Source organism: Pseudomonas sp. GW823-FHT06B06 (assembly GCF_058795195.1).
Genome location: NZ_JBXAHO010000004.1, coordinates 66726 through 82426, shown reverse-complemented (window position 1 = coordinate 82426; position 15701 = coordinate 66726). Strand labels below are relative to the sequence as shown.

Here is a 15701-nt window from a genome sequence, read left to right as displayed (position 1 = left end):
GCTATTCGTATGCCGTTGGTTAGCGTTCGATAGCCAGGCCGACGCCTTGTCCGCCACCGATGCACAAGGTGGCCAGTCCTTTCTTGCCATCGCGACGGATCAGTTCGTGCACCAGCGACACCAGGATCCGTGCGCCCGACGCGCCGATCGGATGGCCAAGGGCGATCGCGCCGCCGTTGACGTTGACTTTGCTGGTGTCCCAACCCATCTCTTTGCCAACCGCCAGGGCCTGGGCGGCGAAGGCTTCGTTGGCTTCGATCAGGTCCAGGTCCTCGACACTCCAGCCGGCCTTTTGCAGGGTCAGGCGTGTGGCCGGGACCGGGCCGATACCCATGATCGACGGGTCCACACCGGCGCTGGCATAGGCCTTGATTTTGGCCAGTACTGGTAAGCCCAGCGCTTGGGCTTTGGCGGCGCTGGCCAGCAACAGCACGGCCGCACCGTCGTTGAGGGTCGAAGCGTTGCCAGCGGTCACGCTGCCGTCTTTCTGGAAGGCCGGTTTGAGCTTGGCCAAGGCTTGCGCCGTACTGTCGACACGCGGCTGTTCGTCGGTGTCGAAGGCCAGCGGTTCGCCCTTGCGCTGAGGGATCAGGATCGGCGTGATTTCGCTCTGGAAACGCCCGCCCTCAATGGCGGCGGCGGCCTTCTGTTGCGAGGCGGCAGCGAAGGCATCCTGTGCTTCACGGGAGATCTCGTACTTCTGCGCCAGGTTCTCGGCGGTGATGCCCATGTGGTAGTCGTTGAATGCATCCCACAGGCCATCCTGGATCATGCTGTCTTGCAGTTGCGCATGGCCCATGCGCAGGCCGGTGCGTGCCTTAGGCAGGACATAGGGGGCCAGGCTCATGTTTTCCTGACCGCCAGCGATGATCAGTTCCGCGTCGCCGCAACGGATGGCCTGTACGGCGAGGTGGACCGCCTTGAGGCCGGAGCCGCAGACTTTGTTCAAGGTCAGGGCAGGCGTGGTGTGGGGCAAGCCAGCCTTGATCGCGGTCTGGCGTGCCGGGTTTTGCCCGGCGCCGGCGGTGAGCACCTGGCCGAGGATCACTTCATCAATTTGCGCAGCTTGGACACCCGTCTGCTCCAGCAGGCGGCGAATCACTGCTGCACCCAGTTCGGTCGCGGGAATTGCAGACAAGGCACCCTGGAAACTGCCAATGGCGGTACGCGTAGCGGCAACGATTACGACTTCGTTCATGCATGACCTCATGGAAAAGACAAAATTCGACGAGCAAACCTGGGCATTAAGGCCCGGGTCAGGGTTACTGCATGTTCATGCCGCCGTTTACCGAGAAGTCGGCACCGGTGCTGTAGGCGGATTCATCGGACGCCAGCCAGGCAACGATCGAGGCGATCTCTTCCGGCAGGCCAAGGCGACCCACCGGGATTCCCGAGATCATGCCTTCGAGAATGTCCGGGCGAATGGCCGCGGTCATGGAGGTCTGGATGTAGCCTGGGGATACGGTATTGACGGTCACGCCCTTGCCGGAGACTTCCCGGGCCAGTGCCATGGTGAAACCATGGATGCCAGCCTTGGCGGCGGAGTAGTTGGTCTGGCCGAACTGGCCACGCTGACCGTTGATCGAGGAGATATTGATGATCCGCCCCCAACCTTTGGAGAGCATGCCCTCAATGACCTGCTTGGTGGTGTTGAACAAGCCCGTCAGGTTGGTCCCGATCACGCTGTCCCAGTCTTGCGGGGTGAGCTTGCGAAAAGAGGCGTCGCGAGTGATGCCGGCGTTGTTGACCAGCACATCGATCGGGCCGAATTGTTCACGAGCCATCTCGAAAGCCTTGCGGGTCGACTCCCAGTCGGTGACGTCGCCATAGATGAACTCGAACTCGTAACCTGCCTCACGCTGGCTGGCAGCCCAGTCGTCCTTGCGGCTGGAGTCAGAACTGCAGCCGACGATTACCTTGAATCCTTCCTTGTATAGACGTTGGCTGATTGCTGTACCGATACCGCCCATACCACCCGTTACCAAAGCAATACGACTACGCGATTCCATACATCTACTCCGTTTTTTTTTGCGCTGCAGGAGTGGTGATTGTTGGTTATCGACGGGCTGTGGGGGAAGTGTTTGAAGGTGACGTTCTCCTGTCCTTCGGTGCCACGCGGAAGGGAGGGGGATGGCAAAAAATGAGGAGTACCTATACTTGGATCAATACTTAAAACTGAATGGATAGTTAATATTTCTGCAACAGAGTTGAAATATGTTCTACACGTGTCAGCATCGGCTCCGGACAGGACGTTCGGTTCCACTGGTCATTGAGGACGCCATGTACAGGATAAGTTCAGGTTATGCCAGCGTGCTGGCGAATACGTTTTTGGCCCAGGGTCTCGACCTTGCCGCTCTGTGCGAGGAGGCGGGACTGGATATCGGGTTCGTGAATAAACCAGGGGCATTCTGCGAGCGAAACGTTATCTATCGTCTCTGGGATCTGGCGGCCCAGGCTTCGAACGATCCGAATATCGGTCTGAAAGCCTACGGGGAATGCCATCCCAGCAGTTTTCAGATCGTGGGCTACACGATGATGTCCAGTTCGAACCTGAAAAGGGCGCTTGAACGCCTGGTCCGTTTCAGCCCGTTGATCGGCACCGGATTCAGCCTTTTCCTTGTCCAGGAGGAGCAGCATTACCGATTGGCCAGTCTCGATCATCAGCAAGATGGCTCGGTCAAACCACGGCAATATACGGATGCAGCCTTGGCGTCGCTGCTGGGCTTCTGCCGTTGGCTGGCAGGTGGCAAGTCACCGCAACCCATGAGTGTGGAGTTCTCCTATCCCGAGCCAGAAGACACGTCGCAGCATCAGCGACTTTTTGGCTGCCCGCTGAGTTTCGGGGCGGCCTATGACAGCATCCTGTTCGACGGCCAGGAGCTCCTGACGCCATTGAGCATGGCCAATGAGGCGCTGGCCACGCTGCATGACAGTTTTGCCGAAGCTCAATTGGACCAGTTGTCCGGGTACTCGATCGTTGGCAGGATTCGCCGCCTTTTGACCGAGCGCTTGAGCCAGGGGCAAGGCCAGGGGCAGTGTGATATGGAGTCGATTGCAGCAGCGCTGAACATCAGCAAGCGCACACTTCAGCGCGGTCTTGAGAAGGATGGGACGCAATTCAAGGATGTCCTGAGCGATGTGCGCCGGCAGATGGCCGAATTCTACTTGCGCCACTCTCATTTCAACCTGAAGCATGTCACCCACCTGCTCGGCTTTCATGATCACAGCAGCTTCCACAAGGCGTGCACCCGTTGGTTCGGTATGACCCCCGGCCAATATCGAACCCATGAGTCGTTGCCTGTGCTCAAGGACGTCGTGCCGGTCCTACCCATGAGTGCTATAGGTCGGCGCGGGGATCACAAGATCCCAAGCTTCGCCAGAGATTACGTCGAACGGATGCACCGCTAATCTCCTGTGAAGGCACATTGAGAGATGGAGTTCCACGAGGGCCTCCAGGATGACAAACGATTCACTGGGCGCTCGGCTCAGGTGCGTGGAGATTTCGCGGAGGCTGGGCGCCGGTGAAGGCGCCCAGTACGCCGTAAATACCGTAGAAACAGATCTCTTGAGTGGCGTCACGCACGTCGCGGTACGCATTCAGGGTGTCTTGCATCTGGTTGGAGAACAGCTCCTGCCAGGCCAGCAGCGGGTTGTCCTGGTGTGCGGGACGACGGTTACGGTTGACCGCTGAAACTGTCCCGGGCAACCACCATAGCGTCGGATTCAAGCTGCTCCAAAACAATTGCTGCTGATGGAAGGGGTGCGTCCTGCGCATCCATTCGGCCGTGGGTTCGTTGATGATCTGACGCAGCCACGGACGTATCGATCCGTCGTAAAACGCACTGTTGATTTCAGAGGCGCGCACGACCGAAGAGAATTCGCGATCGTCATCACGGACAGGCTCGTGGTCATCGTGAATATCGGCAATTTGCCTTGATTGGAAATGCACCCGGTATTGCATGTCACCGCTGCCTGAAGTGGCCGGCAGGTCGTCAATCAGCATCTCATGCAGCCCGGGCGGCAGCGCATTGATGGCTTCGACCGCACCTAGCAACCCTCGGTGTTCGCGCCGCGCCACCTGGCCCGAGACAAAGATACCCAAGTGGCCGATGCTGGCATGCCGCAGGTAGACGATGGTGCGGCCTGCCTCCTGCAAGGCGAGATCGCTGGAATAGACATCGGCGATCCAGTTCAACGCCTGTTGGGGAGGGGTGATGTTGTCCCCGTAGGAGCAGAACACCACCACCGGCACTTCGATCCGTTTCAGGTCGATACCGTTACTCTTGCGGTCGGCACGGCCCGACAATTGGTTGCCGATGAACAGATCATCGACAATCATCTCGATCTCTTCTCCATTGAGCAGGGTCGGGCTACCCCACCAGCGTTCGAAATCGAGGAAGCGCCCGGCCTCGCTGTCGATCTGGCTGAACAACTGGTAATACTTGCCCCAATAGGTGTTGGCCGGGTCGAGGTTTTCGAAGTTGCTGACCAGCCAGGTACCGTCAAATCGGCCATTGCCCAAGTCGCTGCCAAGGCGAGCCATCCAGCCGCCACCCAGCAGGCCGCCGGTATAGCGCATGGGATTGCGTCCATTGATGCCGGCCCAGTAAGACAAGGGGGCGCCGTTGATAATGATCAGGCCGGGTAGCTCCGGTCGTGTGGCCGCCAGGCCCATCAAGGCCCAGCCGGCCTGGCAGTTGCCGATGATGATCGGCTTGTCGTTGGCTGGGTGCAGGGCGCTGACGGCTTCGATGAACCGGGCCTGGGCCTGGACGATATCGTCCAGGGTTTGCCCAGGCTGTGGCGAGTGACTGAAAGAGATGAAGTAGGTGGGGTGCCCGGCCCTGAGGCTCTCACCTATGATCGAATCCTGCTTGAAACCACCGATTCCCGAACCATGTCCCCCGCGCGGGTCAATGATGATCACCGGCTGGCTGTTACCGTCGATTTCTTGCTCGGGGCCGGGGAGGATCCGCAGCAGTGAAAAATTGACCGGGCGCGCAAGATCAGGGCCAGCGATCAAGGTTTCATGATCGAACTTGAGCAGCAGTGGATACCCGGCGCGTTCATGGGCCAGCCTGTTGTCGCCGCGCTGGCGCAGGGTGTCCCAGAACAGCAGGCAGCGTTGGCTGAAGTCGATGACATATTCCTGCCATTGAGCGGGAGTAGGTTGTCTGAGTTGGCCTCGTTTCAGGGGCGTGAGGGTTTTTTTCTGGCGTTGGCGCACAGCCTCGAGGACGTTCAGCGCATTGAGGCGCTGCAGATGACTCAGGTGTTCCCACAGGCCGCGTGGTGAGGTGGGTTTTTCCTGTTGCGATGCACTAATGTCTTCCTGGTCCATGGTGATCTCCTGACGATAGGCATGTAGGAGTCTATAGCGAACATCCATAGGATGGAAAAGTCTTTTGTGCGGTGCACAAAAAATCGTTGCCAAAAGAAATTGTGCACTGCAATATAAACCCTAACGCGATGACCGGCAGGATCGCTCTCGCGTCCTCAGGCCCGAGTCGGCCTTCAAACCAGGAGATTCAAGCATGTCTTTTTTCAACTCGGAAAAATTGCAAGACGCTCAGAAAGCCAACCTCGACCTCCTGCAGCAAATCAGCGGCAAAATCTTTTCCAGTGTCGAGCAACTGAGCCAGTTGCAGTTCAAGACCCTGCAGGCCTCCACCGAGGAGCAGTTCGAGGGCTTTCGCAAGCTGCTTTCGGTACGTGATCCACAAGGATTCGCCGAGCTCCAGGCGTCTTTCATCCAGCCGAATGTGCAAGCCGAACGCCTGGCTGATTACAACCGTCAAGTACAGGCGCTGATTGTCGATACCCACTCGGAAATCGCCAAGCTGACCTCGCGTCAGGTCGAGGCGGGCACTCAGCAGGTGCGAGAGTTTGTTGACGTGATCAGCAAGAATGCACCGGCTGGCTCCGAGCCTGTCGTGGCTGGGTTCAAATCGTCGCTGGCCAATGCCGGTGCCGTTTTTGAAAGTGCACAGAAAGCGGTAAAACAGGCTGCTGACGTTGCCCAGAGCAACTTTGACGCAGCGACCGCTGCAGTTGGCAAAACCGCTGCTGGTGGCAAGGCTGATAGCAAGTAAGCCTGATCAGGCTGGTTACAGGATGGCGATGGGGATTACTCCCCATCGCCATTTTTTTTCGGCCCGCCATCGGCACCTGGCTTGCCTGGGGGCACGGCGCCGAACATTCCGAAGAGGTTCTGGGTGTTCAGGTAGAGCGCTTTTGACTGGTCGACATACTGGCGCATCAAATCCTGCATGACCGGTGCCTGCTGGTGCATGAACGCGCTCCAGGTTTCGGAGGACTGAGCGCCGGTCTGGGACTGGATGTCGATGACCGTCTGGATGCTTTTGTCCAGATAGCTGCCAAGGACGCTCTGGTAGGGACCGTAGAACTGGATGATCCCCATCAGCATCTCACTGGAGAAGATCGGCTGACCGCCACTTTCGGCTTCCAGAATGACCTGCAGCAAAATACTCCGGGTCAGGTTCTCGCCAGTCTTGGCGTCGACTACCTCGAATGGGATTCTATCGACGACCAATTGGCGAATATCCGCAAGGGTCAGATGACTGCTGGTGTGCGTGTCATACAGACGGCGATTCGGGTATTTCTTGATCAGACGGGTGGTGTTCCGACTGTTTTCTGTCATGCGGGGCTACTCACAGCGAGCCTGGTTTGCTGGCATCTTAACCTACTCTGGGCACTGCCACTCTTATGTGTCGCCTCACATCACACTGCGGTGTCGGTCAAACTGCTCTGACAGGCTTCGCCCATTCGTCGGGCATTCGGTTGCCTGAACAACAAGTCCGTTAATGACCGGCTAGTCTCAAAATCCTTGGTGATCGATATTTTTCGGGCAAAGGGCTTGCCGGTGTCGATCCCGTATTTTTGAGAGGGGTGAAGCGATGACTGAACCGTACATCGAAGACGACGGCGCAGAATATCCGATCAACAACTACGTTCAATGCGGCCAGACAGAGTATGTGGCCAGCTTTGGCGAAGATCAGGCCAAGGTCCTCAAGATCAAGACCAAGGCATGCCGAGTGTTGAAGGGAAAATTCCTGCCGAAGCTTACAGAACCGGCCAGCAAGTAAATGATCCGCGAGCCAACCCCGTCATCGAACGGGGTTTTTTGTGCCCGGAATCTGAACGAATATTTAATTTGGAAAGTTTTCACAAACTTTTCACAAGGCCCTACGTAGGCTCAAACCATCCGTTAGACGCAACACCCTGCCCGTTCCCCAGCGGGCTTTTTTTTGCCTGCGATAAAACCTTTTCCAAAAAAGCTGTCCAACCGTCGCGAACAACGAGGTTGAGCGCGCGCATGTCTGGACTTTGTTCCCTCTAAAGCATTCAATCTCGACCCTTTTGAATTTTACCCCCTATTTTTTGAGGTTTTCGTCATGCGTTTCACACTGCCTGCTCTGGTTCTGGGTCTTCTGGTTACTCAAGGTGCAATCGCCGGTGACGGTACAGCCGCCCTTGGTGGTGGCCTGGGTGGTGCGCTGGGTAATGTCGTTGGCCGAAGCATGGGCGGCAGCACCGGTGCCGCGATTGGTGCGGGGGTTGCGGGTGCAGCCGGCAGCGCGGTTGCCGCCAAGAAAGGCCACCGTACCAGTGCCGCCATCGGTGGTGGCGTGGGCGCTGCCGGTGGTTCGGTGATCGGCAACAGCCTGGGCGGCAAGACCGGTTCGACCATCGGCGCAGGCCTGGGTGGCGCCTTGGGCGGCGGCGTAGGCAGCAACCTGGCCAACGGTCACAAGCGTCACTGATACCCCAAGGGTCGTGAACAAAAGCCCGGCTTGATGCCGGGCTTTTGCGTTTTTGAACGTTTATGGAATTAACGGCTCCAATTCACATACCCCCGATAAATAAGAGGCGTGCCATGACCCCGAAAACCCAAGGTAATGAAGTGCAGTACCCGAGTACTCGACGCTTGACGTTACCGGCAATTGTTTTTGGATTGTTGTTTACACCATTCGCACTGGCTGCAGGCGATGGTACCGCAGCCGTTGGCGGCGGTATTGGTGGTGCGCTGGGCAACGTGGTAGGTGGACAAATGGGCGGCAGCACGGGCGCTGCGATTGGTGCCGGCGTCGGTGGCGCCGCCGGTAGCGCGATCGGTGCGCCCAAGGGTAGTCGCACCGAAGCGGCGGTAGGCGGTGGCTTGGGTTCAGCCGGCGGTTCAGTGATCGGCAACAGCCTGGGTGGCAGGACCGGTTCGACTATTGGCGCAGGTCTGGGTGGTGCAGCGGGTGGTGCGGTCGGCAACAACCTGGGAAGCGACGATGGCGACTCCCACTCCGGCGGCGGTCACAAACATAAGCACAAACACAAGAACAAACATCACTGACGGATTCGATCGGCAACATAACCGATGGTCTCCCTGATCGAACCTGACGATCGACTCTACCTCCAACGGTCAGGACCTGCCTTTACAGGTCCGTTGCGAGGTGCCCCATGAATGCTGATCCGAAAGTCTCCGATATCGACGAAACCCCCGAATACCCCTTGCCTTCGCCGACTGATTCTCTCAGTCGGGATCAGCGGCCGCCCGATGACGAGCCCGGAGTCGAGCAGGTGCCCAACGATGACCTCAAGCGCACGGATTCTGATGTCGAAGTCGACCCGGACGATCCGGACATTGCCGGTGAGGACGCATCCGGGGAGCCGAGCTGACCGACCTCTGGCGCGAGACCGCCTGTCGAATGAGTGGTAACCCTGCCGATGCACTGCTGCCAGACTCAAGGTATGCAACGGGTAAAAGGAGACGTCCATGATCAGGTCAAGCGTGTTGGCCCTGGCAGTGGCTAGTCTGTTATCGATCGGTTCAGGCGTGGCATTTTCACAATCCTCAGGTAACGACGCGCCCGTCGATAAGGGCGGTATGCCGCCGTCTACTGAAATGAATGCAGGCTCTGGAACTGAGAACGCATTACCGCCTGGCGCCATCAGGAATGGCAATGCAGGCGATGCCAATGGGAGCACCACCCGCCCGGAGACGGGAAGCGGGTCGACCAGCGGTGGCAGTTCGACGGGGAGCGCTTCTGGCAATGGGTCTGGAGGATCAGATAGTGCTGCCAAAAGTAGTGGGACAGGCAAGGCGTGCGGTTAGCCTGGCATAAATCAACAGCGCGTAAAGCTGTCCGGGCCCGGCGATTTGCCGGGCTTTTTGCGTCATGCGCCCGTTGCTCTTGGCCACGGCTGCTCGTTATGCTGCTGAAACCTTTAACCTGTCGAGGACCGGCCATACCAGAGCCGCCTGGGATGTCATGAAAACGGATCAGATGCGATGAATTTACCGCTCAAGGAGTTCGGCCCCATCAAGGCCGTGATTTTCGATATGGACGGCTTGTTGCTGGACACCGAGGGGATTTACACCGAAGTCACGGCCACGATTGCCGCGCGCTATGGCCGAACGTTCGACTGGAGCGTCAAGCAGAACATCATCGGCCGTGGCGCAGGTGACCTGGCGAGTTATGTGGTGCAGGCGCTGGACTTGCCGATCAGCGCCGAAGAGTTCCTGGTGATTCGCGAGCCGCTGATGCGCGAGCGTTTTCCTGCGGCGCAGTCGATGCCGGGAGCAGAAGAGCTGGTTCGGCACTTGAAGGCGCACAACATTCCCATTGCGGTGGGAACCAGTTCCTCAAGCCAGTCGTTCGGCCAGAAAACCACCTTGCATCGCGACTGGTTCGCCTTGTTCGACTTCATCGTCACGGCTGATGATCCAGAAGTCGGTGCGGCCAAACCGGCGCCGGATATCTTCCTGACGGCGGCACGACGCCTGGGTATCGAGCCACGTGATTGCCTGGTGTTCGAGGATTCGCCGTTCGGTGTCACGGCGGCCAAGGCGGCGGGGATGACGGCGATTGCGATTCCGGATGCGGCGATGGCCGATGAAAAGTACGCACACGCCGATGGCATTCTTCGAACGCTGAAGGCGTTCGTGCCGAGTGCCTGTGGCTTGCCAGCACTCGATTGGGCCTGATGATCAAAATTTGTAGGAGCGAGCATGTTCGCGATGAGCCTGAGAGCGCCGCTGGGTGTCAGGTTTCCCTCGTCATCGTTGACGACCATCGCGAGCATGCTCGCTCCTACAGGGTCAAGCGCCAAAACCACCGTCGATGGTCAGGCTCGCACCGGTGATGTAGCCCGCTTCGGGACCGACCAGGTAGGCGACGAAACTGGCGATCTCTTCGACTTTGCCGTAGCGCCCCACTGCCATCAGCGGGATCAGGCTGTCGGCGAAGTCGCCGTGGGCAGGGTTCATGTCGGTATCGACCGGGCCCGGTTGCACGTTATTGATGGTGATGCCCTTGGGGCCGAGGTCGCGGGCCAGGCCCTTGGTCAGGCCAACCAGCGCCGATTTGCTCATGGCGTACGGGCCACCACCCGCGAAGGGCATGCGGTCGGCATTGGTGCTGCCGATATTGATGATGCGACCGCCTTCGGTCATGTGCCTGGCGGCAGCCTGGGTGGCAATGAACACGCTGCGTACGTTGATCGCCAGGGACTGGTCGAAGTCTTCGAGCTTGAAGTCTTCCAGCGGTGCGACGGCCAGCACACCCGCGTTGTTAACCAGGATATCCAGCTGGCCAAACGCTTCTACGGTTGCCGTCACGGCGTTGCGAATGGCCTCGGCGTCAGCGCTGTCAGCCTTGATCGCCAGGGCTTTGCCGCCGCCTTGGGTGATGCTGTTCTGCAGTTCTTCGGCCTTCGCCGTGGAGCTTACGTAGGTAAAGGCGACTGTCGCGCCTTCAGCGGCCAGGCGTTTGACGATGGCAGCGCCGATGCCGCGGGAACCGCCTTGGATCAAAGCCACTTTGCCGCTGAGGTTCTGAGTAGTCATATCGATCTCCAAAGTCCCGAGGCGAGATGTCCCGGTTGATGGAGCCTAGTATCGATTCAAGATTACAAGCTGAGTAGACAGCAATTGCGATAGTCTGTGTAAACCATAAGTTTATAATGGCTCCTATGGAAACCTTCAGCAGTATCGAATGCTTCGTGCGCAGTGCCGAGGTGGGCAGCTTTGCCGAAGCCGCGCGACGCTTGAGCCTGACCCCGGCGGCAGTCGGCAAGAGCGTGGCCAAACTGGAAGTGCGGCTGGGGGTACGCTTATTTCAGCGCAGTACTCGCAGCTTGACGCTGACCGAGGCCGGGCAGCTGTTTCTGAGCGAAGTCAGTGCCAGCCTGCACACGATCCAGAATGCCGTGGCCAATCTGGCCAGCGCCGAGGGGCGTCCCGCGGGCACTTTGAAGGTCAGCATGGGCACCGTCTTCGGGCGTCTATACATCGTGCCGCTGCTCGGTGAGTTTTTGCGGCGTTTTCCAGCGATCAACCCGGACTGGCATTTCGATAACCGTCAGGTCGACCTGATCGCCCAAGGTTTCGACGCCGCGATTGGTGGCGGGTTCGAACTGCCCCAAGGGGTGGTGGCGCGCAAGCTGACCCCGGCCCATCGCGTGTTGGTAGCCTCGGCCGGTTACCTGGCGGCGCATGAAGCGATTGTCGAGCCCGATGATCTCAAGCTTCACGACGGCATCCTCATTCGCTCACCGCAGACCGGCCGCGTGCGCTCCTGGCAGTTGACCAGCCGCACCCGACAACACAGCCCGCTGACGCTCAGGGCGCGGATGACCATGAGCGATTCGGAGGCGGCCTGCGCCACGGCGGTCCAGGGTTTGGGCATTGCCCTGGTGAGCATGCCGTTTGCCGTGGGGTATCTGGAGGCGGGGACGCTGGAGCGGGTGCTGCCGGACTGGTATGTCGATGATGGCAATATTTCGATCTATTACGCCGAGCACAAACTGCTGCCGGGCAAGACCCGGGCGTTTGTGGATTTTATTATCGAGCAGTTTGCCGGGCAGGGGTTGGGGCAGCGTTTTAGTGCTATTTGAGTCAGGCTTGAAACCGAGTCGCCCCCATTCGCGAGCGGGCTCGCTCCCACAGGGGAGTTTTGTACGCCGCGGAACCAATGTGGGAGCGAGCCTGCTCGCGAAGAACGATAACGCGGTTTACCTGCCAAATCGCCCCGGCCAGCCAATGATTTTTTTCGGCCGCGGCGTCGCATAGGTCCGCACCTTGGACGTCGACAACCCCAGCCGCACCAGCGATTCGGCGATGGTCACCGCCGCCGTCACACCATCGATTACCGGAACGCCTGTGCGCTGGCGAATCTGCTCGTCCAGCCCGGCCATGCCACCGCAACCCAGGCAAATCACTTCGGCCTTGTCCTGGGTTACTGCCAGTTCAGCCTGATGCACGATGGCCTCCAGTGCGCGTTGCGGCTCGTGTTCCAGTTCCAGCACCGCCAGGCCGCTAGCTCGCACCGAGGCACAACGGTCCCAGAGCCCCGACAGTTTCAGGCGATCTTCGATCAGAGGAACGGTGCGGTCGAGGGTAGTGACGACCGAGTAGGCATGGCCGAGAAACATCGCGGTGCTCGCTGCCGCATCGGTGATGTCCACCACCGGTACGTTGAGCAATTCCTGCAGGCCTTCGCGACCGTGTTCGCCATAGCCTGCTTGAATCACGGCATCGAAGGGCTGGTCGTAGGCCATGACCCGATCCATCACCGCAATGGCGGCCAGGTAGCTTTCGAAGTTGCCTTCGATCGAGTCGGCACCGAAGTAGGGCGTCAGGCCAACGATTTCCGTGCCGGGCGCAGCCACGGCCTGGGCCGAACGGGCAATGGCCTGGGTGATGGATTCGGTGGTGTTGACGTTGACCACGAGAATACGCATGGGGATTCCTTATAGCGGGTGGTTCAGCAGCCCGACGCTGCCGGGCCGCGATGGAGTCAATGGCTGACGTTGTCCACGGCGATGGCTTCACCGCTGACGTCGGCGTAGTGAGGTTGGCGCTTGGCGATGATCAGGTAGAGCATCCCGGCAATCCCGGCCCCAATCAGCCAGGAGAACGGCGACACCAAGTGGAAGCCCGGTACCAGCGCCAGGACGATGGCGATCAGTGCGGCAGGAATGAATGCCGCCACGGCGCGCAGGTTGACCCCGCGGCTGTAGTAATAAGCACCGTTCGGGTCTTCGCTGTACAACTGCGGCACGTTGACCTGGCCTTTTCGTACAAGCCAGTAGTCGACCATGATCACGCCATACAGCGGGCCGAGCAGGGCGCCAAGGCCGGAGAGGAAGTAGACGATCACCAACGGGCTGTTATAGAGGTTCCACGGCAGGATCAGCACGGCGATGGTCGCGCTGATCAGCCCGGCACGACGGAACGTCAGGTATTTGGGCGCCAGGTTGCTGAGGACAAAGGCCGGCGCGACGAAGTTGGCCATGATGTTGACCGCCACGGTGACGATCAGGAACGCCAGGCAGCCCAGGACCAGGAAGAAGGTGTTGGGGATCGAAGCGATGATCTCTGTAGGGCTTTCGATAATGTGGCCATTGATCTGGAATTGCGCGCCGCACAGCAGGACGGTGATGGCAGCGAATACCAGGATGTTCACCGGCAGGCCCCAGAAGTTTCCGACCTTGATGGTCTTGCGGCACGGCGAAGAGCGGGCGAAGTCGCAGAAATTGAGGATCAGCGTACCGTAGATCGCCAGCCACAATGCACCGCCGGCAAAGATGTTGCGCCACATCTCGCCGCCGCTCAGCGGCTCGCGGATCGACCAGGCGATGGTCGCATTGGCCTGAAAATACATCCAGGCGGCCAGGGCGGCGACGGTCAGCAGGATCACCGGCCCGGCAAAGGCTTCATAGCGCCGCACCATTTCCATGCCGTAGGCAAGGATGCCCAATTGCACCAACCAGATCGCCACGAAACACACCCAGCCCAGGCTGGACAGGCCGAGGATCGAATCGTGGTCGTACTCGGCGAACCCGGGATGGATGGCGGTCAGCAGGACGCGGAACACAACCGAGGCCAGGTACGTCTGGATGCCGAACCAGGCGATGGCGATCACGGCGCGGATCAGGGCAGGAATCTGCGCGCCATGGATGCCGAAACTGATGCGGCTGATGACCGGAAACGGCACACCGGTCTTCTGGCCCATGTAGCCCGACAGGTTCATGAAGCAATACACCAGCGCCGCGCCGATGCCCAGCGACAGGAGAATCTGCCAGCCGCCCAGGCCCAGGGCGTAAAGGCCAATGGCAAACGAGTAGTTGGCGATGTTATGCACATCGTTGGTCCATAACGCGAAGATGCTGTAGCGACCCCAGCGCCGGCCTTCTGCCTTGGTCGGGGCCAGGTCTTTGTTGTGCAGGCGGGGGCTGAGCACGACAGGGGGTTGCAGTGGCTGCCCAAGGTCGGTCTGGGTGACGTGGGAAGAAGGTAGATCCAGCGCAATATCGTTGGTGGAGAGACTTGTACGCATTCCGGCAGGCTCCTGATGTTCGACGCCGCGATGACTGTGCATGAGCGCAAGGCTCGACAAATCTTCGTCGCGGGTAGCGAAAACCATTGGTTATGGGGCATCTGCAGCCTGTACGGGATAGGGCGCTTCAGGCTTGCGGATCTGAGTGTTTTTATGTTTTGAGGTGATTGTATACAAAACATGTATGCACTTAAGCGAGATGCGTGCCAGTCTTGAATCTATGGATTTGGTTGCTCATTTCGTTTTGTTATCAGCGGGTGCTAAACCGCTGAAAAACGGGTGATATAAGTTGACCGATTGCGCAGGTATTTATTTTTTCGGAGGGGGCTACAAAAAGCTGTGGCGAGGGTTGTCAGGCAGGGAAATGTAACTTTTTAGGGCGAAGAAACAAAAAGTGCACACAAAAATGACACCGATGGTGACAGTGGTGTGTACATATTTTCAGGGCTGATGTTGACACCTGTGGGAGCTGGCTTGCCCGCGATTGTCTTCAACGATAACGCAGGGTGCCTGATACACCGCGGCGTTCTCACGTTTTTCGCGAGCGAGCTTGCTCCTACATGTGGGTATCGCTGTTATGACTTGCTGATGATATTGCCGGCATGCAGCCCGCATTCCTTCTGCGTGGCCTCTTCCCACCACCAGCGACCTTCACGCTCGTGCTGGTTTGGCAGTACCGGGCGGGTGCACGGCTCACAGCCAATGCTGATGAACCCGCGTTCGTGCAGGCTGTTGTACGGCAGTTCCAGCATCCGGATGTAGCCCCAGATTTCCTCGCTGGTCATCTGCGCCAGCGGGTTGAACTTGTACAGGGTGCGTTCCGGGGTAGAGAACGCGGTGTCTATTTCCATCACGGCCACAGCGCTGCGCGTGCCAGGGCTCTGGTCGCGGCGCTGGCCGGTAGCCCAGGCCTTCACGCCAGACAGCTTGCGACGCAGCGGCTCGATCTTGCGGATGCCGCAGCATTCGCCATGGCCGTCCTTGTAGAAACTGAACAGGCCTTTTTCCTTCACGAACGGTTCAAGCTTGGTGTGATCCGGGGACACCAGTTCGATATCGATCTTGTAATGCTCGCGCACCTGATCGATGAAGCGGTAGGTTTCGGGATGCAAGCGGCCAGTGTCGAGGCTGAACACTTTGACGTTCTTGTTCAGCTTCCAGGCCATGTCCACCAGCACCACGTCCTCGGCGCCGCTGAAAGATATCCACAGATCATCGCCGAACTCGGCAAAAGCGAGTTTCAGGATGTCCTGGGCGGATTTGTTGGCATAGGTCGTGGCGAGTTCCACGACGTCGAACGTTGGGCTCATCAGGGCGGCTTCCTACAGGTCGGTGGCGCTGGGCGCT

General features: G+C 59.0%; 16 protein-coding genes. 8 read left to right on the top strand and 8 right to left on the bottom strand.

The window, feature by feature from the left end; translation table 11 throughout:
• Window positions 1-19: 19 nt before the first annotated feature.
• Together AC1Q8Q_RS04775 and phbB are read right to left on the bottom strand one after the other, a co-directional pair.
• Window positions 20-1198, bottom strand: coding sequence for an acetyl-CoA C-acetyltransferase (locus AC1Q8Q_RS04775; protein ID WP_020796103.1), 1179 nt, complete (start codon window positions 1196-1198; stop codon window positions 20-22).
• Between the two features lie 64 nt (window positions 1199-1262).
• Window positions 1263-2009: an acetoacetyl-CoA reductase gene (gene phbB / locus AC1Q8Q_RS04770; RefSeq protein ID WP_080725291.1), complete on the bottom strand. Its 747-nt coding sequence runs from the start codon at window positions 2007-2009 to the stop codon at window positions 1263-1265.
• A 271-nt stretch (window positions 2010-2280) separates the two neighbouring features.
• On the opposite strand from phbB, the gene AC1Q8Q_RS04765 reads away from it, so the two are divergent.
• Window positions 2281-3408, top strand: coding sequence for an AraC family transcriptional regulator (locus tag AC1Q8Q_RS04765; protein ID WP_020796101.1), 1128 nt, complete (start codon window positions 2281-2283; stop codon window positions 3406-3408).
• A 61-nt stretch (window positions 3409-3469) separates the two neighbouring features.
• Here the strand turns inward: AC1Q8Q_RS04765 and AC1Q8Q_RS04760 are convergent, their stop codons facing one another.
• Complete coding sequence (locus tag AC1Q8Q_RS04760) at window positions 3470-5341, bottom strand: DUF3141 domain-containing protein (RefSeq protein WP_492614862.1); 1872 nt, start codon at window positions 5339-5341, stop codon at window positions 3470-3472.
• A 193-nt stretch (window positions 5342-5534) separates the two neighbouring features.
• Here AC1Q8Q_RS04760 and phaP point away from each other — a divergent pair, with 193 nt between their 5' ends.
• Complete coding sequence (phaP, locus tag AC1Q8Q_RS04755) at window positions 5535-6092, top strand: TIGR01841 family phasin (protein WP_020796099.1); 558 nt, start codon at window positions 5535-5537, stop codon at window positions 6090-6092.
• Window positions 6093-6127: 35 nt separating this feature from the next.
• On the opposite strand, the gene phaR is transcribed toward phaP, so the two are convergent.
• Window positions 6128-6661 (bottom strand): polyhydroxyalkanoate synthesis repressor PhaR, encoded by a 534-nt coding sequence (gene phaR / locus AC1Q8Q_RS04750; protein ID WP_020796098.1) that lies wholly within the window; start codon window positions 6659-6661, stop codon window positions 6128-6130.
• 256 nt (window positions 6662-6917) lie between these two features.
• Here phaR and AC1Q8Q_RS04745 point away from each other — a divergent pair, with 256 nt between their 5' ends.
• From AC1Q8Q_RS04745 to AC1Q8Q_RS04725, 5 genes are all read left to right on the top strand, one after another.
• Window positions 6918-7106, top strand: coding sequence for a hypothetical protein (locus AC1Q8Q_RS04745; RefSeq protein ID WP_020796097.1), 189 nt, complete (start codon window positions 6918-6920; stop codon window positions 7104-7106).
• Between the two features lie 309 nt (window positions 7107-7415).
• Complete coding sequence (locus tag AC1Q8Q_RS04740; RefSeq protein ID WP_008061778.1) at window positions 7416-7784, top strand: hypothetical protein; 369 nt, start codon at window positions 7416-7418, stop codon at window positions 7782-7784.
• Window positions 7785-7897: 113 nt separating this feature from the next.
• Window positions 7898-8365, top strand: coding sequence for a glycine zipper domain-containing protein (locus AC1Q8Q_RS04735; protein WP_020800469.1), 468 nt, complete (start codon window positions 7898-7900; stop codon window positions 8363-8365).
• A 107-nt stretch (window positions 8366-8472) separates the two neighbouring features.
• Window positions 8473-8691 (top strand): hypothetical protein, encoded by a 219-nt coding sequence (locus AC1Q8Q_RS04730; protein WP_492598928.1) that lies wholly within the window; start codon window positions 8473-8475, stop codon window positions 8689-8691.
• Between the two features lie 613 nt (window positions 8692-9304).
• A complete protein-coding gene (locus AC1Q8Q_RS04725) occupies window positions 9305-10000 on the top strand; it encodes an HAD-IA family hydrolase (protein ID WP_168758736.1) in 696 nt (231 codons plus the stop codon).
• A 114-nt stretch (window positions 10001-10114) separates the two neighbouring features.
• On the opposite strand, the gene AC1Q8Q_RS04720 is transcribed toward AC1Q8Q_RS04725, so the two are convergent.
• Window positions 10115-10861, bottom strand: coding sequence for a 3-oxoacyl-ACP reductase family protein (locus tag AC1Q8Q_RS04720; protein WP_492614861.1), 747 nt, complete (start codon window positions 10859-10861; stop codon window positions 10115-10117).
• Window positions 10862-10986: 125 nt separating this feature from the next.
• Between AC1Q8Q_RS04720 and AC1Q8Q_RS04715 the strand changes: the two genes are divergently transcribed.
• A complete protein-coding gene (locus AC1Q8Q_RS04715; RefSeq protein ID WP_033044112.1) occupies window positions 10987-11910 on the top strand; it encodes a LysR family transcriptional regulator in 924 nt (307 codons plus the stop codon).
• A 117-nt stretch (window positions 11911-12027) separates the two neighbouring features.
• Here AC1Q8Q_RS04715 and AC1Q8Q_RS04710 read toward each other — a convergent pair whose 3' ends face one another.
• The 3 genes from AC1Q8Q_RS04710 to AC1Q8Q_RS04700 all read right to left on the bottom strand — a co-directional run bounded on the left by AC1Q8Q_RS04710 (window position 12028) and on the right by AC1Q8Q_RS04700 (window position 15664).
• On the bottom strand, window positions 12028-12756 hold the full coding sequence (locus AC1Q8Q_RS04710) for an aspartate/glutamate racemase family protein (RefSeq protein WP_020800463.1): 729 nt from the start codon (window positions 12754-12756) through the stop codon (window positions 12028-12030).
• A gap of 56 nt (window positions 12757-12812) precedes the next feature.
• Complete coding sequence (locus AC1Q8Q_RS04705; RefSeq protein ID WP_151142974.1) at window positions 12813-14354, bottom strand: NCS1 family nucleobase:cation symporter-1; 1542 nt, start codon at window positions 14352-14354, stop codon at window positions 12813-12815.
• A gap of 575 nt (window positions 14355-14929) precedes the next feature.
• The gene (locus tag AC1Q8Q_RS04700) at window positions 14930-15664 is read right to left on the bottom strand and encodes a phosphoadenylyl-sulfate reductase (protein ID WP_033044110.1); all 735 of its coding nucleotides are present in this window, start codon (window positions 15662-15664) and stop codon (window positions 14930-14932) included.
• Between the last annotated feature and the right edge of the window lie 37 nt (window positions 15665-15701).